Consider the following 23521-nt stretch of genomic DNA (forward strand, 5'->3'; position numbering starts at 1 on the left):
TCACTCTCATTGTTACAACCGACACAATAAAGCACACCGGTCAAAGCCAAACAAATGGCAATAAGAATGCACGCGATCTTTTTCATACTATATCCTCCGAAATATATTCGATTTCTATAACGGCATATGGAACTGTTATTCCGTAATCGTCCATTAAAATTATAATCTTGTCACCGTGGATTTGAATCGTCCCGACTCTGCCGACAGAGTTATCCGAAAATACAAACGAGTCGTCGTCTGCCAAATAACCGAAAAACTCAATATTGACTTCTTTTGTACCAACGGGCAACGATAATCTTTTATCTACAACGAACACGTCTTCGTAAGTGACTCCGCCGTAAGTAATCTCAACAACGCGCGAGCTATTCAAAATTAAGAATTGTTCGTCGTTGATTTTTATTCCCGTATCTATAACGTTGCCGTTCCCGTCGACATACTCGCACGGTATCAATATATGCTTCACACGATGATCGGACATTATTTCGAATCTTAGATATCCGTCATACACCGGCGCTAACGTAATGCTTGTTTTTTCGGTATTGTTCTCTAAAAATTTATACGCTCTTGTTCCGCCTATTGACAATATAATTTCACGGTCAAAAATATTTGCGCGAAGCGTGCGCCCGGATGTAACGGAATCTTTTGCAAGGTCGGCGTCCGAAAAATACAGCTTTTGTTTACCGTTCACCGTTATAACAAGCGGTGCGCTTAATTCGTCTAATTCGCTTACATGTAGTTCAATGTCGATATTATAATCAAAGGAACTAGCCAGGGATTCCGCGCTAAACAGTATTGTTTTACTTATAGTCCCCAATTCTAATTCTTGTATATCCCCGAAATCAACCGTGATATTGTATCCGTTTTGCGCCGACGCTATCCCTTCTCCACTAATTATTGTATAAGGATATATACTGCGAATATTAAATTGTTTTGTTAGCCTGCCCTCTTGCGTCGCTTTGTCTATATTAAAATCAAAAATAAATTTGTCGTTGCCGTATTGATCAAGCTCGGTCTTGTCGCATGTTACAACAACGGCAATGTTATTATTGAGCGCAGCTACCGAGAATCGGAATATTTCCGCAAATTCATAAATTACATTATAATCATAACCGACTATAACGCCGTTATAAACAGTCCGATTGCTCTTAACCGATACAGGCAATCCGATATGCTCATTTAAATTATATCGTATATTTTCCTCGACAATTAAGTCAACGTCTGCAATATAAATGTTGTTTTTATTATAAAGTTGCGTTCCCGAATATTCCACGCTTGATATGATATTCTTCGGGAATAGTACAATATTCAAAGCATATGTATACCTTTCTAACGTATCTCCGTCTATAACTGTCAACAAGCGTGTATTTAATCCGATACCAAGATCGTTTGCTTCACATTCGATACTGCAATTATCGTATATGCGATTAAACTCCGGCATTATCGTTGTGTTATCGGAAACAAGAATTAAATCAACCGAGAATTCATTTATAGAACACGAAACGATACTATCTGCGGTTACGCTTAGTATAACGTTCCTAAGATTAGGCTTTTCCTTGCCTATGAATATTCTCACCACAATTCGCCCGATATCTATATTGCTGTATTTGCCGATAACGGTTATATCGTAAATATTAGGTTCAACCTGTTTACAGGTCGTTTGCGTTTTTATATGATGGTCGGAAACTTCCACAGAAAGCAAAGATAAGTCAAATTCCGTTTCTGTCGGTGCGCTTATTATATTGTTTTCGGCTATATATTCGCTGTATCTCACTAAATTTATGTAATCACTAAAATAATTTAAATTATATATTTCAAGAACGCAAGAGATAGGCTGCCCTTTTACTATGGCGGTATAACCGATATAATTCACCCCCGGCTGTATATCGCACTTTTCCGAAAGCCCCGTTACGATGAAATCCGTATTTAATACATATGCCAATTCTATGCTCGTTAAATAGTTCGAAGAAACAAAAGATACAGTATTGCCGTCAATTGAGACGGTTTCTCCGTTTATGCTTAATGACGCAAATATATTCTGTGCAGTAGGCCTGTAAACACAATTAAGCGTAAAAGATTTAGCGAACAACTCTATCTGCGAAGAAATGTCAACTATAACAACTTCAAAAGAATTACTCCCTACAATAACGTTCAAGTCATAATGCTGCTCTCCATTAACAACGTAATATATATCCAGTTCGTTTCGATCATAGTCACCGTAGTTAAAGGCAAACACGTCCTCAAAATTTAACTTTTTATTATAGGTATCAATTCCTATCTCGTTATTAATAAGCTGCACATAAACCTTTTGCATCGAGTGAGAACAAGCAACGGTAAAAACGGCAGACGCTTCTTTTAATAAAATATTGTTCTGCCATGCCCTAACCGTTACTATATACTGCCCGTCGGCGAGCTGCTTATCGGTAAAAAGAACGTCATCTAATAATACCTCATATTTATAAGGTTCATCGTACCCCACGAATTCAACACTTTCAATAAAATCTTCGGGAGTAAAAATATACCCGTCTTTATTATTAATATTCTGAGATTTAAAGCGTATTTTTACTTCGCTATATCTAATAGTGCCTATTTTAAAAGCCTTCTCGATTACGCCAAAATCCCCATAGATTTTGACTGTAATATTGTACTGTTTATTATCATTAATAACAGGCAAGATATCTCCATAGATTTCATTTCCATCGCATTGCAATGATTTTGATTGAACGATATAATCGTTGTCTATTATTGAATAATAGTCGGTAAGTAAAATATATGCCTGATTATCCGTAAGCGCAACTGTTCTATCCGAAATTTGTATTTCCGGCATGACGCGCGCACTCTTATTAACGGTTATTACATATTCGGCGCTATCGCCGTTTTCTGCAACTACCGTTATCTTCAATTGGTTGTTGCCGTCAAGTAGACTGATATTACCGAATTTGGCAGGCAAGCCGTTTACCATCAAAATAACATCCGCCTTATCGCTTAAAGTCGCAGCAGATAGGTTTAGCTCTTCATCATAAGCCAATTTAAGGGCATATTCGCCATTTTCAAATTCTACTTTTTTACCGTTAATATATATATTTACATTGGTATTATCCGATATGAGACCGACGTAAATTACAAAAGTTCTTTCGACGGTTCCTTTATCATACAAAACTTCAACTTTTATTTCATATCGACCGTTAATTAAAACCAGCTCGTTGGCCTCTTTACCGTTTATAAAAGTAGTTGTGAGTAAAATATCATTTTCGTTATCGACTACGGTAAATATGTTTTGCAACAAAATACTTGATTTATTATTCGGAACAAATTCATAATAGTCTTTTGATTGAATTTCAGGCGGATTCAATTCTCTTTGAAAAACATGTATCTCGTCGACAAAAAATGGTTCGAAAAAAAGACCAATCGGGCAGACGCGTATATGATATGTCCCTAACGAAAGAACTATGGATTGATTTAGCTTCGTGATGATTTCTGTCGTCGTATTAGAAAATATTGCTATATAGTAATGTTTCCCGAGAATATAACTTCCGCCGTCAACGGCTATCAATTCATCAATTAAGACGGTTTTCGTTTGCTCGCCTATCTCTATAAAATCATTTATAACTTCAACATTTATAGGGGTCAATGTATATGGATATATTTCAATTTGTCTAAAGTATTCTTCTGTTGCAAAATACGGACTTTCTATTTTGATGCTTAAAGTATATATATTTTGGATGTTTTTAATTATTATATCATTTAACGACTGAACAACCCCATCCCAAGAAATAATCAAACTATATTGTTCCGGTAGATAAGAATTGTTTGTTACCGAAATCAAGTCGTTTATATTTATACTTTCCTGCCATTCGGTCAATGTTATCGAACTTGTTAAAAATCTAATTTCCGGTGCATCTTTTATTATAATTGTAATATGATAAACGCAAATATCCAAAGATTCCGCAACCACTCGCACAAAGAGCTCTGCCTGCTTATTATCATATCTAATATCAGTAAAATTAAGCACAGGATCCGTCTGCATTGCGTCATAGAAAACATTTACAGTAGCGTTTATGTTATGTTCTATGTTTGTAATACTTATCTTGCGGCAGCTTTCTATGAAAATACTTTCATTTTCATTTAAAATAACATACTCATTATTATTTAAAGTAATTCCTTTCAAAGAGTTGTCGTTCGAGATAATTGTAAAATTAATGATGAAAATATTTGAATGCTCATGGTCCTCGGATATAACTACAATGTAAATGCAACTAAAATTTGGAGTTATTTCAATGGAAGTTATATCTGTTATTTCGTTTTCAAATGTTTCATCTCTATAAATTCTATAAGCTGCTCCCCTACTAATGGATATATCGGACAAACATACGAGTATGTTTTCCCTTCCTATTATATCTAATCCCGCACAATTATTAGAGAAAACAATCGGGCGTCCGTTTACGGACACATTTTCTAACATGCAATCAATTAATGGAATAAAGTATATGTTCATTAAATATCTTTTATAGTCGCCGTTTTCCGCAGTCACAACAATAAAATATTGCAAATGTAACCCACTATTTTTCGTGTCGATATTTGTGATATTATACACTTCGTTTTCCATATCATAATCGCTATAAACATTCACTATGGATAGAAACGAAGAAAGTTGAATATCAATTGTAATGCGATCTGTTCTATCCAACAATACAGATATTTCATCACCATCAAAATGGCACATAGTATTGTTTACACTAGCGGACTCAATTGTATTTACCGCCTCATAGATTAAACCAACGCTTAACAAATAATCACTTTCTTTTCCGTTTTCCGCCGTAACACGAATTGAAAAAAAATGTTCACTTTCTTTGTCGGAAATGAGTATGTTGTTAGCATTTTCAACAATAAGATCGTCTCTTAATATAACAACGTGAGCCTGCTCGTCATCAGTAATGGCATTGACGGTTAAATACGATGTCTTGTCGATGGCAATAGAAAACTTTCCTTCTTCGAATATTGCTACTTCTCCGTTGACGATAACGGTAGATAACGCCGTATTGTCTGATGCTTGAACGTTTATTCTGACAATATAGCTTTTATAAACTTCTATTGTATTGACGTTATAAATATCTAAATAATACGTTGATAAAAACGGTAATACACTTATATCATTAAGCTCAGTCGTCTTTTCACTATCTGCATAAAGTTTATAACTGAAAAAATCAGATAATGCTATATTTGCAGATTCTATTCTATTGGTTTTTGGGGGCAAAGCAAAAAAAATCTCGTTACCCCGTACGCTTTGACTTACATTATTTAATAAAAACGAAACAACTTCTTTCTCTGGCAAAACATTAACAATTGAAAGTCTTCCGACAGTATCATCAACCTTACTTTTACTTAACACATATTTTAAAATAATATCCTTGCCATTAATCAGTATATTCTTTATATCGTCAATCTCTTGTCCGAACTCATTATACCACTTGCATATTACGCCAATATCGTAAGTGCAATTCAGACTTATTTTTTCACATTGCGGAACATATACTGTGAAATCATTGTTATTTGATTTGGCTTCAATCCCATTTACTGCAACGGAGGAAAATTCGAGATTGTTATTTCCTTGCGAATCTCTTTTATTTTTCAAAACCAATAACACGATTAACGATAATAAAACAATCGCCGTTGTTAAAAGCAGAATCAAAATATATTGTTTTTTTCTATTTGTCCTCCACATAATTTTTAAAAACTAATTCATTCTTACTCCTGTTTTTGTAAAAGCGTATAGTTTACGACAATAGAATATTAGCATATACAAAAAATATATCCATCTATTTTAATTTGCAATTTGTCAACAATCATTTGTGTCAACATAAATACAAGCTGATGCTAAGTTAAACATAACTGCTCTATTATATCTACACAAAAAACATAGAAAATTTTTCCTTTTGCTATAAAATTGCTTTATTTCTTCCCCAAAAACTCTACAACCAACTCAATCAGTCTACTATAATCTAAACAGTTCAACATTAGTTGTTGTACATTCACAAACAACGATGCACCAACGCGGAAGCGTTTTTTATTGTGGATAATCGCCACATATTATAATGTTGATTTTATTTTTGAACTATGATATATTTAGGCTGTACAGCTTACTTGGCTCATACATAAAAATGCTACAATAACATTTTTATAGAGAGATGGTCAGCCCCGCTATCTCTTAATGAGGCATATCGAACCGAAAAAAATATGTAAAGTTTGTACAAAGGAAAATCATGAAAGAGAAATTCGGGCAACTGAAAAAGTTTAATTGGCGATTGTTTGCGTCGCTTTGTGCATTAGCGCTTATTCCCGCGATTTATCAGACCGTAAAAACATTAATTATTTCTTTAAATGCCGGCGGCGGAGCTTTTGATATCATCGGTCAAATGGAATGGTTTGACCTGATAAACGAAACGCTGCAAGCATTTTTGATCATTCCGCTTTATTCGATACTAAACAAACTGTTAAAGCATGACGAACAAAATTTTGCAAAGCACACTTTCAAAACGGGGCTGCTATCCTTTATAATATATACTTTATTTTCGATCGGTGTTCTTATATACGGCTCTGTATTAGTACAGGCAATGAACCCCGAGGAAATCGACTTAGCTACGACGAATCACTATTTACAGCTTGAAACGATAGCCTTTATGGTCGGTATAATCGTCAGCTTCGTAAACGTCGTATTCGTGGTTGTAGGTAAAGACAAAAATGTTTATATCTTTTTAGCAATAAACACGGTTCTTTCGATTATCAGCGACTTTGCGCTTATCCCTAATATGGGAGTATACGGTATAGCCGTGTCGAACATCATCGTCAATTCGGTTCTGGCAGTAGCAAGTTTTGTAATGCTTTATTTGCAAAAGCTTATAAGGCCCTGTTGGTTTCATAAAAGCGATATTTCGATTTTTAAAGAATGGGGTAAGATCGGCGTTTTTTCGGGTATACAACAGTTTATCGATAATTTCATTTACGCAGTAATGATCGGCAGAATGGTCAATATGGTTGCCGAACAGGGCAACTACTGGATAGCGAATAACTTTATTTGGGGATGGTTGCTTATCCCTATCACCGCGCTTTCGGAAGTAATACGGCGCGACTGTAAAGACGGATATACCGAATTAAAACAATCGAATTATTATTTTATCGCCGCTGCAACCGTCTTGTTATGGGCAGTTACTATTCCTACTTGGACTTCTTTTTTTAAGACCGCGCAAGGATTATCAAACGCCCACGAAATATTTATAATTGTGATAAAGCTTGTCCCCTTTTACATTGCCTATGCCGGTTGTGCAATAATAGACAATATTTTTACAGGGCTCGGTAAAACAATCTATAACGCGATCAATTCGCTAATAATTAATATTGTATTTTATGGGATATTCTTCATATTGTATCTTACGAACGCCATTGCTTTTACAATGGATACAATTATAATTATGTTCGGTTTGGGCATGGTCGTACATTTCGCTTTATCCTTCTTATTGGAAAAGGTTTTCTTCAAAAAATTCGAACTAACCCGCAAAGCTAAAACAGATATCGCGACTGACAAAGAAACAGCCGAAGATACTCAAAACGCGAATACAGAACAAGAATCTACTATTAATCCCGACGAAAAGATTTAGAAAATAAAATAAGAAAAACTCTACGCATTTAATTTATGCTTCTTGTTACCCGATTTCGTTCGAAATTCGGGTGCTGTATTTTTCCACCCACTTCTGACTCCATTTCACCCAATCATATATGCGTTTATATGTTTTTGAATTAACGGGTGTTTCTGTTAATTTTCTTTCCATTCTTTGCCAAATCTTATTTGAAAAATCGTTTCTAAACCGATCGTCCGGTTGATATGTTTCGATCATTGTATTTAATAACTCGAACATTCTATCGTCGCTACGTTGCAAGTTCCCGACGTTAGCCCATACCCAAAACACATAGATAAAGTCATCGTACTCGTCCCCTATAAATGTGTTATCCCAATCGATGATTCCCACAATTTCGGTATTATTAAAAATAACGTTTTGCGCACCTAAATCACCGTGAGCATAAACTTTATCGTTTAGATATTTTTTTGAAATCGTGTTAAGCGCTTTTAACTCGTTTGTTATTTTGATAATTGCGGCTTGGCTCATTTCATAGGTATATGATATTGTTTCACCCTTAATATAGCTGAATAAATCTTTGCCGTTTCTTTCGCCTAAATATCTCGGTGCTTTCGAATATCCATTCTGTTCCAACAATTTTAAAAACAAATATTCGCATTCGTTAAACGTTCTGTCTTTTTCAATTACGCCGTCGGCAAGTTTAACCGAAAAACCCGAATAGCCGCCCGCAAGATACAGTTGCTTTGCCCGAATAGCTTTAACGCTATTATTTAACTCATCAAGTTTTAAAAATAATCTATCTGTTCCGTTAAGCGGTTCTGCGGTATTAAACACCACTGCTCGCCCGATAATTTTATTATTCAGTATCAGATCCCCGTTTTGTAATATTTGGTCACAGCAAAGCTGTTTTGAAATTTTTAGGTTGTGCGCTATGCCGAAATTCAATATTTTAAAAATACGTTGTTCATAGGTAATTGAATACGCTAATGCAAAGTTCAAAATAATATGCAGTAAAGGATGAACAAAGAATCCGTTATTATTTCGTTCGATTTGATATACTGTCGTTAGCCCGTTAAATATATTTTCCGTGGACAATACGGCACGCAAAATATCATCTTGTAAAACGAACGCGTAATTTTCTATTTGAAGCTCGTTTTGCAGATAGGACTCGAATGCTTGCCAATCGTCCAAACGGCAGATCTCATAAAGCTTGTCGGCAGAAAAATTTTTATCCATAATATGTTTTATTATAATTTATTTAGTATACAACGTCAAGTTGAATAAAGTGCCTTTCGCGATAGTATCGGGTTTCGCTCGCTAATCTGCTTAGCAAAAGAGCGGCTGACGAATTTACGCAGTCGCTCTTTCTATCTTTATATTTAATTATTTAATACTCTATCGTATGATTGCTGCCGTCGTTACAATGCAAGGTCGTGATATAGCTCGAATGCGTTACGTTCGCTCTGTCCTCTATTGTTTCGAACTGTTCGTAGCCCATTAAGACCGAGAGCGTTTTGAGCTTGCCGCAGCATGAGAACACGCCGCGATAGCCGTTTTCGTCGCTTTCCGCGAGCTCGAACGTTGTATCTTTGATATTCGGTAGTGTGACATCGGTAAGCTGCGTGCAGCCGTAGAACGCAAACGCGCCTATGCGCGTGACCGCCGCTGTGGACGCTATGGTAATGCTCGTAAGCGCTCGACAGCCGCGGAACGCTTCTTTGCCGATAGCCGTAAGATTATGACAATACTCCAAGTTTATTTTCGTAAGCATGGCGCAGTTCTTGAACGCCCCGTCGCCTATCGTTTTAAGCCCCGGGTCTATATCTATTTCCGTAATAGCCGTGCCCGCGAACGCGCCCGCCGCTATACCGTCGCAGAACCACAGCTCTACTCGTCCGCTTATGTTGGGTAACGCGTATACGATTTCGCTGTACCCGCCGCCCTGCGTGGTTTTGTAAATAATTTTATCATCCTTTGCGGAATACACAGAGCCGTAGCTGAAAGATATTTTGTCGAGCTCGGGGAAGCATTTTATAAAATCGATTATCTTATCGTCGCCGACGACGTCGCCCGATATTTGGAGCTTGATTACGGTTTCGTTGATCGACGTGCCGAACAATTTTTTAACGTTTTCGGGCGTAGCGAGCGTGGCGGGGATATCCAGCTCGGTAATATCATGCCCGTCGAAAATATTTTCGCCCTCGATAAACTTTACAGGCAAGTTGTCTGCCTGCGACGAAATCGTTATGCTTTCGCTCGACCCGTTATATCCCGCAAACGTGGCGTACGGCTCGCTACTCAATTCGCCGCCGAGCGTATAAACGTTATAGCCTCCGACTTTATACGCGCCAAGAATCGGCGTTACGCCCATTTTCGACCAGTCGTATCCGGTCGTGTCCGTGGTTTTCTCGATAAACACCCTGCACTTTTCGGTGCCGAACGCGCCCGCGTCAATGCTCGTAACGTGCGATGGGATACAAATATCTCCGCCGTTCGGCGCGAGTATAACGCGCGAAATGCCGCTGCCGTAAAGCATTCCGTCGTCCCTTATATGGAACGATCTGTTAGAGGGATCGACCGTTATACTCTTTACCCTTTCGGTGCGCGCCGCGCCGAACACGCCGACGGCGATATCGTCGACGTTCTTGCCGATAACAAGGTCGCCGTTATAGCACGACCCGTCGGCATAGCAAAGATTTTCGATCGCCGTTACGTTATACGTTTCGCCGTCGTAGCTCGCCGAATCGGGAATAACGCCGTTGAAATCTTCGGTAATGCTCACGACTGTAAGCGCATTATCGTCCAGCCGATAATTGAGCCCGACCGAAACGCTCGGCGTAGTCGGCGAAGTCGTTCCGCCGCCCAAATGCGCGCTGTCGTACTCTGTTTCGTACGCGCGCATAGTGCCTGCGATATAGTTCCATTTAAAGGTGAAGTCGTTCGCCTTGCTTGCCGAGAACGCGCAGTGAATAACCGTACTGTCGGGTATGCTCTTTATCATGACGTCACTGCCGAACGCGAACTGCGACATTTCGGTTATGGTCGACGGAAGATATATATCGGTTATGCCCATGCACTGCTGGAAGGAAGCGACGAACGCCGTCGTGCCCTCGGGTATGACTACTTCGGTAACGTCGTTCGTGCTCTGGAACACCGCCGAAACTACGGGCTTGCCGACGATAATATACGGCACGGTTACAGCGCCTTTCGCATTGAAAAGCGTGTTGAGCGAAATGGTGTAATCGCCCTCGGTTATACGGAAGGTCTTTTTATACTCCGCGATCTCCGCGCAGTCGGCGGTAACGGCTTGCTCGTTGTAGAAGTAAATATTGAGGTCGTAGAACCTATCCGCCGCATCCGCCGAAACGGTGACGTCGCCGCGACCGATAACGTTGTAGTTTGCGTCGCGCCCGAGCTTGCCGCCGTCCACGCCGTCGAAGAAAGTTTCCTGCGCGATTATGCCGCGGTCGACCGCCGAAATGGGCTCGCCTATCGCCGTCGTTGTATACGTGCGCACACCGTTTTCCGCCGTGGTGTACGACAGGTTATAGCGTTTGATATTAATAGAAAGAAGTCCGTAAACGCAAAGGTCGTAGTCCTTTTTTTCGCCGCCCTTCTCTACGCGAACGTAGTAATAGTTCTCGCCCGCCACCGCCTTCATTGCGCCGAGCTCGATACTGCCGTACTGCGCGCTACTGTCCTCGGCGTCGCGCCCCGCTTTCGTCTTGTAAAACTTGATATTGCCGCCGCTCGCCGCCTTTGCGAACTTTGTTATATTAAAGCTCGTTGCCGCGTTGTCTTTAAGCGCAAGCTCGTACCCGAATTTATTATTCCCGTCCTCGCGGATAAAGCCGTCGAGATCGATATACTCGTCCGCATACGCGAGCACGGAAAGAGTGAACTTGCCGTTAAGCTTGACTACGCGATAGCTTTCGTCTATGCCGCTCATGGGCACGTCCTGCTCGATCGTTTCGCCGTCCACCTTGATTTTATCGAGCTCGTACGCGACGAGCCTAAGCGTGGACTTGCCGACGGGGAACGCATCGTCCTCGATATTTTCGAGATCGACCGAGGTTTTGTTCTTAGCAATATCGTAGTTTTGCGAACTCCCGTCGGGATAAGTCACCGTCAGCACGTACTTGCTCGCGCCCGAGATTTTCTTAAACAAAAGCTTGCCGCCCGCCGCCAGCTTAGTGCCGAACTCGCTCGCGCCGCTCTCGGGCGGATCCTGCGTATCGCCGCCCGTCTTGTAGCCGCAAAAGCAATCGTCGCCGTCGTGCTCCTCGACGTCCGTCCTGTGCGCGACGATTTTACAGCTCGCTTCGTGGAAATGATAATACTCGTCGTATCCCCACGCCGACGACGCGGTATGACTGTGACCATCGCCGCCGTTGCCGCTCTCGTCATCCCCGCCGCCGCACCCGACCATGCAAAACGCCGAGCCGATAACCGCCGCGGCAAATACCGCGCCTGCCAATAGTCGCTTTTTCATATCTTAACCATGACCTCCTCGTCATAAAGTGTTGGTGAAAGCGCAGTCGCGCGTCAGACGGGCAACAGTTGGCGAGGGGGCGACGGAAGTGTACATAGACGTACATGACCAAGCCGCCGAGCCAAACGTAGCCCGTATCACGCGATGAATGCGCTTTCAACTTTTACCTCACTAACTATTATTAATGCCATCTAAATATTATCATTAATTAAAGTTTATGTCAAGGCTTTTACTAATAAAAATTAGTATAATACATATGGTAATAGTAATCGAGAGGGAGACTATGGCTAAGAAATATTTACGGTTTGCCATGCGGCTCAAAGAGCTACGCGAAGAAGCGGGGGTGTCCATGCTCGAACTTGCGCGCGCGATCGGCGTAAGCGACGCGGCGGTATGCAAGTGGGAGAACGGACTCGCCGAACCGAAGATCGGCTATATCGTCGAGCTTGCGGAATACTTCGACTGCCCTATCGATTATTTGATAGGCGTGGACGGCGACGGCGGTGCGCCGAGCGGTGCGATCAAGATCATGGACGCAGGCGGCAAACCGGTAAAGCCTGTGACGGGAAGTAAAAGCGTTGTACTTACGGTGGACGAGTTAGAGATAGTCGACTCGTACAAAAAGCTTTCGCCCGATATGCGCGGCGTGCTCAAAGAAACGCTCAAAACCTGGAAGGGCATGAACGGCAAACCAGTCAAGGATAAAAAGTAAAAATCGAGCAACAAAAAAGCGGCGACGAAGCAATTCGATCGCCGCTTGATTTTTGCGGTAATTATATTTCTTGATTGTCCGTAACGACGTTTGCCGTATCGGCTTCGGGAGCGGTTTCCGCAGTGGGACTGTCGGCGGCTCTATTTGCCGAGCAGTACGAAAAAACCGAGAACCCGAGCAGGAATTGCGCGGGATAGTAAGTTGCAAGACAGATCACGCCGAAGTACGGCAATGTCGAAAACACATTGAACAGCAGCGTGAAGTCCGAAATAAAGAAAAGCAGGCTGCCTATCAATATAATAAGATTAGTCTTATTCTTTGCTCGCACGAAGTTGGCTATCGCCTTCCCGACCATACACGATATCACCGCCGCATAAACGACCACGACGACTTCCATGACGACGTCGCCGAAATCGAATATCGGCGCGAGCGTTATCAAGAGCACGGCGGGAACGAAAATGCAAAGTCCGTAGATAAGATCGGTCGGCTTGAATTTTTCGAGGAATATATACGAAACGAAATAGAACACGTGCCCGACTGCGAACAGCGACGCGCCGACTATAAACTCCACTTCGAGTATGACGTCGCCGAGCATGGCGAAAACAAGTCCCGTAAGCATGAGTATTGGGAATTTGAGCTTTCTCGTTTCGGGCTTACTCAGAGTCGCATAGACAAGATTAACTACGCCGACAATAACGAACAAAAGGCTCGTCACCGACTTTATCCAAAGATTGCTATACCGCACGTACACGCAATCGCCGAACCAAAGAAATAGCGCCAACCCAAGGTTGACGAAAAGAAAAATATCCTTTGCGTTAATTTTAGATTTCATAATATCCTCGCTTTATACGTTCTATTCTAACATTTGACAAACGGTATGTCAATCATGCTATACTAAGCAAATAAAGTCGAGATTTTTATTTACTCCGCGTGGTATACTTAGATCAAGCTGTGAGGTAAAGGATGCAAGAACAAATCGAAGCGGTACAGCGTATGCAGGACTATATTGCCGAGCATTTGTCGAATGATATTACGCTTGCCGATTTAGCCGATATCGCAATGTATTCGCCATGGTACGCAAGACGGATATTTATTGCTCACACGGGTGTGACGCCGTCGGATTATATTCGAAGGCTTAGACTCAGGCATTCGGCGCTTAGGCTTCGGGACGAGAACTGCTTGATAACCGACGTTGCGTTCGATTTGGGCTTCGGCAGCGTGGACGGATATACCCGTGCTTTTGCGCGCGAGTTCGGGTGCAATCCCAAGCAATACGCACTGAACCCCGTACCCATTCCCCTATTCAATCCTTACGGCGTAAAATTCAAATACATTGCAAGGAGAACGAAAACTATGCAAAACACGAAAAGCGTTTTTATTCAGGTCATAGACAAGCCCGAGCGCAAGGTTATAATCAAGCGCGGCGTGACCGCCAAAGAATATTGGACTTACTGCAACGAGGTCGGCTGCGACGTGTGGGGAATTCTCACAAGCATTAAGTCGATAAGCGGCGAACCCGTTTGCTTGTGGCTACCCGAAAAAATTATAAAGAGCGGAACGAGCGAATACGTTCAGGGCGTGGAAGTGCCATGCGACTATAACGGCGAGATCCCCGACGGCTTCGACGTTATCACCCTTCCCGCCGCAAAGTATCTTATGTTTCAGGGCGAGCCGTTCGCAGAAGAAAATTTCGGCACGGCTATCGAAGAAGTGCAGAACGCCATCAAGAAATACGACCCGTCGACAATCGGATACAAATGGGATAAGGACAACCCGCGTATCCAGTTAGAGCCTATCGGCACGCGCGGATATATAGAACTCTTAGCGGTCAAATAATCGGCTGTCACTCCATAAATTCCCCTCCAAAATCGGCAAGGTCGTAGGACTTTGCCGATTATATTTGGATTCGCTTGAAAAACGCTTGCGGCGGTGATATAATATCGACATGGATAGACCGAATTTCAGCGATATAAAATCGTACGACGAATTTATAAAATACTACTGGTATTTGGACGAACTTAAAGCGATTTGCAAAAGCTTAGGTTTGGAATACGTCGGCGGGAAAATCGAGCTGAATAAAATAATCGAAGCGTATTTCGACGGCGTGATAATTGCACACAAACCCAAGAAAGCGATAAAGCCCGCGACCCAAAACCTATCGCTCGAAACGGGCTTGATAGCGTGCGGGTTCACTTTCGGTCCGAGGTTCAGAGATTTCTTTATCCGTGTCACGGGCGATAAAAACTTTAAGTTCAACGCCGACATGGTCGCGACGGCAAAAGCCGTAAAAGCAAACGACGACCGATCTTTCACGCTCGGCGACCTATTGGATATTAAGCTCGGCAAAAAAACTTACGCGCAATACGACAAGTCGAGCTGTCAATGGAACGCGTTCCTAAAAGACTTTTGCGCGGACGAAATCAACGCCGTCTATCCCGATAAGCTAAACGCCGCGAGCAGGTTTTGGACACTGCTCCGCAACACCGATTTGCCCAAGGTTTATTCGAGAGAATTTATCGAGAAGAATAAAGATAAAATATAGCTTACTGTCTAAAAACAAAAAATCGGCAAAGCCTTAGCCCCTGCCGATTTTTCTTTTTAACTTTTTCCGCAACTATTAAATGGTTATATCCAAGCCGTTCTCTTTAACGTACGAATACCAAACGCCGTTCTCGACGATCTCCTCGCGCGCGATTTCCCTTACGAACTTTTCTATCTCGCCGTTCGGGTGTGCCTTAACCTCGTTCCAGCGCGCGTACGCCGAAGCGTAATACTCGCACATTTTAATGTTGTCGTCGAGCTTGCGATCGAAAGACAGCCTGCCCCAATAACTCGAAAACAACAGCGAGCCCGCCGTGAACACGCCCAAGACGATAGCGCAAAAGCTTCGCCACGAAATATTGCCGAAAATATCGTTCACGTAAAACCAATCGACACCCGCAGCTTTCATTATGCAAGCGGCGACCTCGAACGCAAATATTATAAAGTATATGGCGACCGTCGCGCACCGAAAAACCTTGGAAAAGCTTTCGTACTTTTTCGCTTGTTTTTTATTGACCCCAAGCTTGCCGGAATGGTACCGTAGCTGCCCCATCGGCTTCTCGCTTTTGCCTATCCATACTTCCATCACCGCGGACGGAGTAACGGAAAGCTTGTCGGTCGAGTTTATCACCGACAGCGCGCGGATAGCCTTGTCTATCCATACCAGGTCCATCTTTTGCGACCAGGAATACAGATCGCAAACGTCGGTCACTATCTCTTTTTCGCCCAAGCACATGGAAGTGTAAAACTGTATTCTGAGCGCTTCCGCGAGCGCGCGGTATTCTATATAATCGGCGTGGTATTTCTTTTTGCGCCCGTAGTAGCAAAGCCACAGTATCGCGCCGAGCGCGAGCGTGCACGGGAATATCATATACGGCAAGCCCGCGTCGTCGTAGATAAGGAAGGTGAACGCGATCACCGTACCGATTATCGCAATGAGCAATAGAAACAGATTGTATTTCTTTTGGTTTTTACCGTACGACAGCTCGTTCGCCTTAGCGTAATGATAGCGAACGTTTTTCCTGTACTCGTCCAACTCGTCGACGTTCGCCCAGAGGTTTACTGCGTCATCGCCGACCGAAACCGTATCGGCGTTGTACCGCGCCGTTTTTGAGATAATATCCTTTAAGAACTCGGGCGGCTCGGTCGAGGTCAGGTACTCGGACGAATCTTTGCCGCAGCTATCCAGACTGCTTATAAGCCATTGCTTTTGAATATCCGCCGAATCGCCGTCGCCCTGCCGCCGCGACTTTATCCACACCACCGCGGAATTGTTTATCGCGCCCGGTTTGAACAGGTGGTCCTTGTCCAAAAAGTTATGTTCAAGCGCGAACTTGATCACCTCGACCGTACCGCAGCCGAATTGCGTTTTGGGCGGCTTGCCGTCCCAGAGCGCGATAAGAATATGCGAATGCTCCGCCATATATATCCCGAGCTGACGGTACTCGTAGCTGTCGTCGTCGATATATATCGTCTTTTTGAGCCACGCCTTGTTTTTCTCCATGTCGGGCGCGACGAACTTCCGCTTGGCTTTTGAAAGATACTCGAAAAGCTTGGCTCTGTCCGCTTCGTCGTCGAAGCTGTCGATATACTTCTTTTCGTCGCGCGGGAGTACGGCGTAAACGTCGATACCCAGCTCGAACGCCGCTTCGGCGCACAGCATATCCGCGCCCTGCGCAAACGCGTTAAGCATGATCACGGGCGTGTCGTTTCCGTCCTTGCCCTTGCAAAGATTTTGGATCTCTTTAAGGCTGTCGACGACCTTTGCCTTGATCTCGGCTTTATCTTCGCCCACGATATTCCTATGCCCCGTCACCCCGACGATGATCGGTATCTTCTCGTTCTTCACCTTGATTCTCCTTAGCTACCGTCTTATTATAACGTTAAATGGCTAACAAAAACTGCGTTTTTGTTTTGCTGTCGCAAACTTATTTGCGAAAACGCAAATAAGAGCCGTTCGTTGAAATACGTCGTGAAAAAGCCCTTGCAAGCAAGCTTTTTCACTTGTATTATAAACTAATTTTTATCGAATTTCAAGATATACCGCCGAGAATTATCGCGTAATTATATCTTCGCTATATAAATTATCCGTAACACCCCCGCCCATATCCTCATATACCGATAATGTAACCACCCCCGCACAAACTGTACATACTTTCAGGAGGTGTGTTATTATGTTCTTCTTTAACAACGGCAATAACAACTGTTGCTGCAACCGGACCAATAACTGCTGCGAGCGCAAAAACAACTGCGGATGCGAGCGCAAGCAAAACTGCTGCTGCGCGCACAAAAACGACAACCACGGTTCGTGCGGCTGCCATGAGCACAATCGGCAAATGCCGTGCTGCTGCGTCCGCGAACAGCAACGCAAACCCGTAGCCATGTGCTGCAAGTGTATGCGGTGCGAGAACGACAACGATTACGGCTACTAATCGCACTTTTTCCCCGCAAGAAAAGGAACTGATGATTAAGTGACGCGAGTAAGATTGCGTCGGCGATTTCTGTGATACTACCGATATATATAGACGAACGAAGCGCGGAAATCGACAGCAAGATTGCCGCACGAACTTAAATCATCAGTTCCAAAGACGCGGAGCTTGACAGATCGAGCTCCGCGTTTTTCTATTGCGTTTTTGTTATTATTTATATCCGTTTGACATTTCGGTTTGCGAGTGCTAAAATGTAAAGGAATTCACATTACGGAGAAATTCGGTATGAAAAGAACGTACATCAAAGACCTTACTGCGGGCGAGTGCCTGATAAAAGGCTACGTCGAAACGATCCGCGACAAGAAGATAATGTTTATCGTCATTCGCGACGTGACGGGCGCGGTGCAGGTGACTATCGAAAAAGACAATCCCACGTACGAAACGGCGAAAAAGCTCACGCCGCACAGCTTTGTTGCGATCACAGGCAAGTGCGTGTTCTCGGAATACGTGCGCAACGGCGGCAAGGAGATCTACCCCACCGCAATCGAGATCATGAGCATTGCCGATCTCGTTCCGCTCAACAGCGAGAGCGGGCAGGACCTTAGAATGGACTACCGCTGGATCGATCTCCGCGACGAGAAAAAGGTGTTCATGTTCCGCATCCAGACGGCGTTCGAGCGGCTCGCCGTAGAGTATTTCAATAAGAACGGGTTTATCGAGATCCATACGCCTAAGATCACCGCGCTGTCGAGCGAGGGCGGGTCCGAGGTGTTCGAGCTCAAAAACTATTTCGGGCAGAAAGCGTATCTCACGCAGAGCCCGCAGCTGTACAAGCAAATGTCGATGATGGCGGGCTTCGACCGCACGTTCGAAATCGGCGAGTATTTCCGCGCCAACCCCAGCTTTACTTCGCGCCACGACACCGAGTTCACGGGTATCGACGTCGAGGTGTCGTTCATAGAAAACCACCACGACGTTATGGACATAGAGGAAGCGCTCTTAAAGCACATAATCAACGGCGTTAAAAAACAGTTCAACGACGAGTACAAGAAGTATTTCGATAACGATATTATTTCGCTCGATTACAAGATCCCGCGCATTACGCTCGCCGACGCATACCGCATACTCAAAGACGAGATGAACTACGAAGTGCCGCGCGCGCTCAAAGGCGATCTCGATCCCGACGGAGAGAAGCTTATCTGCAAGTACGTCAAAGACAAGTTCGGCAGTGATTTCGTGTTCATTATCGACTTCCCTGCCAAGGCGCGCGCGTTCTATTCCATGAAGAAGGACGACGACCCCACGCTTACCAAGACCTACGATCTTTTGTTCAAGGGCATAGAGATCACGTCGGGCGCACAGCGCGAACACCGTTACGATAACCTGCGCCAGAATATTATCGAGAACGGGATCGAACCCGAAACCATGACCGAGTATCTCGATTTCTTCCGCTACGGCGCGCCTACGCACGGTGGGTTCGGTCTGGGTATTACCCGTACGCTCGTCAAGCTGTTCGACCTGCCGTCGGTCAAGGACGTAACGTTCCTGTTCCGCGGACCGAGCAGACTTAAACCGTAGTTGTTGTGTTTTTCGTTACTTCTTTTGAAAAAGAAGTAACCAAGAAAACTTTAAGTTATAAATAAAGTACGGTGTTACAGCCGTACTTTTTTATTGAAACTTATCCTTATACAACCTCCCCCTCTGGGGGGAGGGGGACCACGTAGTGGTGGTGGGGGCATTATGGGGTTGCTCGTTATTGTTGTGTACTCCAACCACCAACTTTTCCATTATGCCCCTCCCTTTTGTTCCCTCCCCCAAGGTGAGGGTTTGTTTTTGGGTGATTGAGCAAAAACGCTATTAGCCTTCCACCGCGCTAGCGGTTTCGGTGATAGATTGTATCCTTATTCCTTAATTCCTTAAAGCAACTCACCGAGCGGCGAGCCGCCGGCTTCTTCGTTGTACACCACACGTTCGTCTTGCTCTTTCGCCATTTTCGCAAAATTGATTTTGAACGGCTTGCGTATTTCTCCGTCGTCGACGCCTATGCGTTTTAACAATTCGTCGAGCCTGATAAACTCTATTTCCTTGCCGTTCCGCGCCGCGCGCTCGGCTTTCTCTTTGGCTTTGCTGTAAACGAGATCGCCGCTTGCCGTTTTGATTTCGTGATCGACGAAGATATCGCACGAATTAGGTTTGAGAACGGTCTTGCCTCCGGCGCTCGCCACGAGCCGAATGATATTGATAAGCTCGGTATAGTGCGCCGTTTGATACGTATCGATTATATAGATATTTTTTCCCGTAATCGTCGTTTTTTTCGGCTCGCCTTTCGACTTGACGCATTTTGCGAAAGTGAAAACGTTATATCGCTCGGTTTCGGTCAAAAGCGTGCCGTTCGCCTTGCACTCGGCTTTGTATTCCTCGACCGCCTGTTTCATGCGGTAATGCAGTTCGTAGTCCTTAAACGTAGCGCGGCAGTTCTTGCTATTATCGAGTAGCGCCGAGAACGAGCACTCGAACCGCGCGCACAGCTCTTTGCAAACGAGCATCGTCATGAGCGCGTCGACGTCGGCGGAGTGCGCTTTGCCGTCTACCGTTACGTTCAGCTCCTCGCACATTTTGACTAGGTTGGTCGCGTTCGCCGACTGCGAATGAAGCTTGTACAGTTCGGTAATGTCGACGAAATCGAACGACGGCACGGGCAGCCCATAACGAATACAATCGTCGCCGATATGCTCGCAATCGCCGAGAGTGGTATGCCCTATGACGAGCGTATCAGGCACAGTGAGTAACGAAGATATTTTGGAATACAGCTCGGGGAACTTTGGGCTTCTGCGGTAAACGCGCTCGGGATAGTTAAGCATCTTTTTAAGAACGTAAAAATCGAACGTACACGCAGGGTCGATCAAAAAATTTTCCTGCCCGATAATATTGAATTCGCCGTCCGTGAGCACGTACCCGAACTCGCATAACTTTCCGCCGTCCTTGCACGACGCGCATTCTATATCGAAAAATAAATAATTCATAAGTTTTTCGTCCGTTTGGTTTACGAATAGTTTATCATTATACACAACCAATGTCAAATGGCACAAAGAATAATTATCTTAAAAACATACCGAAAAATCCTTGCCAAACCGAAGATTATTTGATATACTATATTTCGATATGGCGGCATAGCTCAGCTGGCTAGAGTACTCGGTTCATACCCGATTGGTCACTGGTTCGAATCCAGTTGCCGCTACCAATAGAAATACCCATCGCGAATGCGGTGGGTATTTCTATTGGTAGCGGTGCTGAATGAACCGCGCGCAGTTCGCTAGGCGCTCGGCGAAGCCGAAGCCCGTGCGCGAGTCCCGCGCACAATCCAGTTGCAGCGACATAAACTTAATTATATACAAAACTAAGAATTATTGACACGCACATAGCGGCGTGTTAAAATAATTAAAAAGCTATTATCTTATAGGAAATACACTTATGAAAATTCTTTACGGAACAACTAATCAAGCAAAGTTTAATTTAATGAAACCCGTTGCGGAAGCTTTGGGGTTTGAGTTGATCGGGCTTAACGATTTACATGAACAGCTACCGACTGTCAACGAGAGCGGCAAAGACCCGTTAGAAAACGCGAAGATCAAAGCAATAGCATATTACAACGCGTTTTCCATGCCCGTCTTTTCATGCGACAGCGGACTATATTTCGACGGACTGGAAGAACGGCTTCAACCGATGACGCATATTCGGCGCGTCAACGGCAAAGAATTATCCGACGACGAAATGACCGATTACTATGCGGAGCTATCCAAAGCTCACGGCGGAAAACTCGTCGGCAGATATAAAAACGCAATATATTTTATTTATAACGAGAACAACGTTTTTTCGAGCATGGACGACAGTCTTTCGTCCGCACCGTTCATTTTGTCGAGCGTACCGCACGAGAAGAAAGTAACGGGTTTCCCTTTGGACAGACTTTCTATCGATATAAAGACGGGCAAGTATTATTACGACTTACCCGAGCACGCCGTCGATAATCTTGCCGTTGTCAACGGCTTAACGGCTTTCTTTAAAAATGCACTGTCTACGGTTAAGTCAATCGGCTTTCGCCCCGATAGATCCGCACTTAATAAACTCGTACACGTAGTTATAGACAGACCGCTCGGCTCGGTTCATCCCAACCATGACGATATTGTATACGGGATAAATTACGGGTTCGTTCCCGACGTTCTCGGCGGCGACGGCGAAGCGCAGGACGCGTACGTTCTCGGCGTGGACGAGCCGCTGACAGAGTTCGACGGTACGGTTATAGCAATCATTCACAGGCTAAATGACGTCGAGGATAAATGGGTCGTCGCGCCCGACGGTTGCGATTTTTCAAACGAAGAAATACTCGCAAAAACCGCATTCCAAGAACAATACTTCGAAATTGAATTGATTAGGAAATAGCACATAATTCAAAAGCACCGCTCGTCTTAACGGTGCTTTTTGTTTGTCGTATTTCCTAACTATTGCTGTCGATATTCTTTTTCATAAGCTCGGCGAGTTTAAGGTACTTGTCGAGCACGGGCGAGCCGTTCGCCGCGGCGGCGTAGTCTTTTAGATCGCGTATTAGCTCGGGCAGGGCTTTCTCGTCGCGATCGCGCACCACGCGTTCTGTCCGCGCGGCGGCGTTCCAGTTCATGAGCGCGACGCTATCGGGATAGCACGACAAGAGCGTTTGCGAATACTCGCTTACAAACTCGACGTCGCCGCTTGCCATGCGTTTTGCGAACACGTCGAAGATATAATCGCGCCTAAGATCGATAAACGGCTTGTACCAGTTGAGAAGCTTGTCCGCGCCGGCGAGCTCGACCTCGTCGCCTATCAGCATGGAGCCGCGAACTTCGGTCGCTTGCTTATATATCGCTTTGTCGTGCAGTAGCTCGAACAGCTTATCGTCGAACTCCTCGTCGACGGGCTCGTTGGTCGCGTCGAGGTAGAAGTAGTACGTGTACCACAGCGGGCGCAGGGTCTTGAACATATTGCACACCAAGTACACCGCGGCGTACAGCGAGATTTGCTCGATCGGCTTGCGGTCGGCGGGGGGTATGACCTCGCTCATGACGAGCCTATCGAACAGCGCCGAGCCATAATCATACTTGATGAAGTCCTTGCCCCTGCGCTTGTACCAACGCCCGCCGCTCGGCAGCGCGTCGCTCGACGCGGCGGTATGTACGAACTCCGGATTATCCTTTGAGTAGTCGGGGTGGCGTTCGGGCTCGATCAAAAAACAGCAACCGTACTCGAACAGCGTGTTGCACGGACTGCCCACGTACTCGGGATATACCGCGCACGCGAAGCAGTAAAGGTTATAAAGCACCGTGCGTTTTTGGTCGTAGCTGAGGTCGCTGTCGCCCACCGCCTCGAACGTCGGGTCAAACAGCTCCCTTACCGTATCTCTTATGTCCATACTCACCTCGCGTATATTGTATCATTTTATATTAATTTAGTCAACTTACTTCTTTTGAAAAAGAAGTAAGCAAGAAAACTTTGCTTCGATTACATTGACATTTGTTTTGCATTTCTATTCTTTTGTTTCTTGTATGCGATGATATACTTTCTACTTCACCTGAAAAAGAAGTAAGCAAGAAAACTTTACGTTGGGGGAATATGTTTTAAACGAGTAAACCCCTCTCTTTGTCATTTCGAGGGTGGCGAGAAATCTCTTGAAACGGCTTGACTGCGAAAA

At 44.2% G+C, this 23521-nt stretch carries 14 protein-coding genes, 1 tRNA gene and 1 pseudogene; 9 read left to right on the forward strand and 7 right to left on the reverse strand.

From position 1 onward, the window contains the following. Window positions 1–82: 82 nt before the first annotated feature. Window positions 83–5719 carry a hypothetical protein gene (locus HDT28_08050; protein ID MBD5132519.1) on the reverse strand — a complete coding sequence of 1879 codons (5637 nt, stop codon included), beginning with the start codon at window positions 5717–5719 and terminating at the stop codon, window positions 83–85. 538 nt (window positions 5720–6257) lie between these two features. On the opposite strand from HDT28_08050, the gene HDT28_08055 reads away from it, so the two are divergent. Further along, on the forward strand, window positions 6258–7649 hold the full coding sequence (locus tag HDT28_08055) for a hypothetical protein (GenBank protein ID MBD5132520.1): 1392 nt from the start codon (window positions 6258–6260) through the stop codon (window positions 7647–7649). A gap of 45 nt (window positions 7650–7694) precedes the next feature. Here the strand turns inward: HDT28_08055 and HDT28_08060 are convergent, their stop codons facing one another. Further along, window positions 7695–8864, reverse strand: coding sequence for a phosphotransferase (locus HDT28_08060; protein MBD5132521.1), 1170 nt, complete (start codon window positions 8862–8864; stop codon window positions 7695–7697). 151 nt (window positions 8865–9015) lie between these two features. Then, a complete protein-coding gene (locus HDT28_08065) occupies window positions 9016–12120 on the reverse strand; it encodes a leucine-rich repeat domain-containing protein (protein MBD5132522.1) in 3105 nt (1034 codons plus the stop codon). Window positions 12121–12403: 283 nt separating this feature from the next. Between HDT28_08065 and HDT28_08070 the strand changes: the two genes are divergently transcribed. After that, window positions 12404–12832, forward strand: coding sequence for a helix-turn-helix domain-containing protein (locus HDT28_08070; protein MBD5132523.1), 429 nt, complete (start codon window positions 12404–12406; stop codon window positions 12830–12832). Between the two features lie 61 nt (window positions 12833–12893). On the opposite strand, the gene HDT28_08075 is transcribed toward HDT28_08070, so the two are convergent. Further along, entirely contained in the window at window positions 12894–13664 is a 771-nt protein-coding gene (locus HDT28_08075; GenBank protein MBD5132524.1) for a lysoplasmalogenase, read from the reverse strand. Window positions 13665–13795: 131 nt separating this feature from the next. On the opposite strand from HDT28_08075, the gene HDT28_08080 reads away from it, so the two are divergent. Beyond that, window positions 13796–14668: an AraC family transcriptional regulator gene (locus HDT28_08080; protein MBD5132525.1), complete on the forward strand. Its 873-nt coding sequence runs from the start codon at window positions 13796–13798 to the stop codon at window positions 14666–14668. A gap of 109 nt (window positions 14669–14777) precedes the next feature. Then, on the forward strand, window positions 14778–15374 hold the full coding sequence (locus HDT28_08085; GenBank protein MBD5132526.1) for a hypothetical protein: 597 nt from the start codon (window positions 14778–14780) through the stop codon (window positions 15372–15374). A 75-nt stretch (window positions 15375–15449) separates the two neighbouring features. Here HDT28_08085 and HDT28_08090 read toward each other — a convergent pair whose 3' ends face one another. Beyond that, entirely contained in the window at window positions 15450–17222 is a 1773-nt protein-coding gene (locus HDT28_08090) for a hypothetical protein (protein MBD5132527.1), read from the reverse strand. A gap of 325 nt (window positions 17223–17547) precedes the next feature. Here HDT28_08090 and HDT28_08095 point away from each other — a divergent pair, with 325 nt between their 5' ends. Together HDT28_08095 and aspS are read left to right on the forward strand one after the other, a co-directional pair. Next, entirely contained in the window at window positions 17548–17805 is a 258-nt protein-coding gene (locus HDT28_08095; GenBank protein MBD5132528.1) for a hypothetical protein, read from the forward strand. Window positions 17806–18087: 282 nt separating this feature from the next. After that, on the forward strand, window positions 18088–19380 hold the full coding sequence (gene aspS, locus HDT28_08100; GenBank protein ID MBD5132529.1) for an aspartate--tRNA(Asn) ligase: 1293 nt from the start codon (window positions 18088–18090) through the stop codon (window positions 19378–19380). Window positions 19381–19718: 338 nt separating this feature from the next. On the opposite strand, the gene HDT28_08105 is transcribed toward aspS, so the two are convergent. Next, the gene (locus HDT28_08105; protein MBD5132530.1) at window positions 19719–20825 is read right to left on the reverse strand and encodes a hypothetical protein; all 1107 of its coding nucleotides are present in this window, start codon (window positions 20823–20825) and stop codon (window positions 19719–19721) included. Window positions 20826–20966: 141 nt separating this feature from the next. Between HDT28_08105 and HDT28_08110 the strand changes: the two genes are divergently transcribed. The 3 genes and pseudogenes from HDT28_08110 to HDT28_08120 all read left to right on the forward strand — a co-directional run bounded on the left by HDT28_08110 (window position 20967) and on the right by HDT28_08120 (window position 22239). Continuing rightward, a tRNA-Met gene (locus tag HDT28_08110) sits at window positions 20967–21043 on the forward strand. Between the two features lie 230 nt (window positions 21044–21273). After that, window positions 21274–21864 (forward strand): annotated as a pseudogene (locus tag HDT28_08115) (hypothetical protein). A 24-nt stretch (window positions 21865–21888) separates the two neighbouring features. After that, the gene (locus HDT28_08120) at window positions 21889–22239 is read left to right on the forward strand and encodes an inorganic pyrophosphatase (GenBank protein MBD5132531.1); all 351 of its coding nucleotides are present in this window, start codon (window positions 21889–21891) and stop codon (window positions 22237–22239) included. 55 nt (window positions 22240–22294) lie between these two features. Here HDT28_08120 and HDT28_08125 read toward each other — a convergent pair whose 3' ends face one another. After that, window positions 22295–23242, reverse strand: a complete 948-nt coding sequence (locus tag HDT28_08125; protein ID MBD5132532.1) for a hypothetical protein — start codon at window positions 23240–23242, stop codon at window positions 22295–22297. Between the last annotated feature and the right edge of the window lie 279 nt (window positions 23243–23521).

It is taken from the genome of Clostridiales bacterium (genome assembly GCA_014799665.1).
GTDB lineage: Bacteria > Bacillota > Clostridia > Christensenellales > Pumilibacteraceae > Anaerocaecibacter.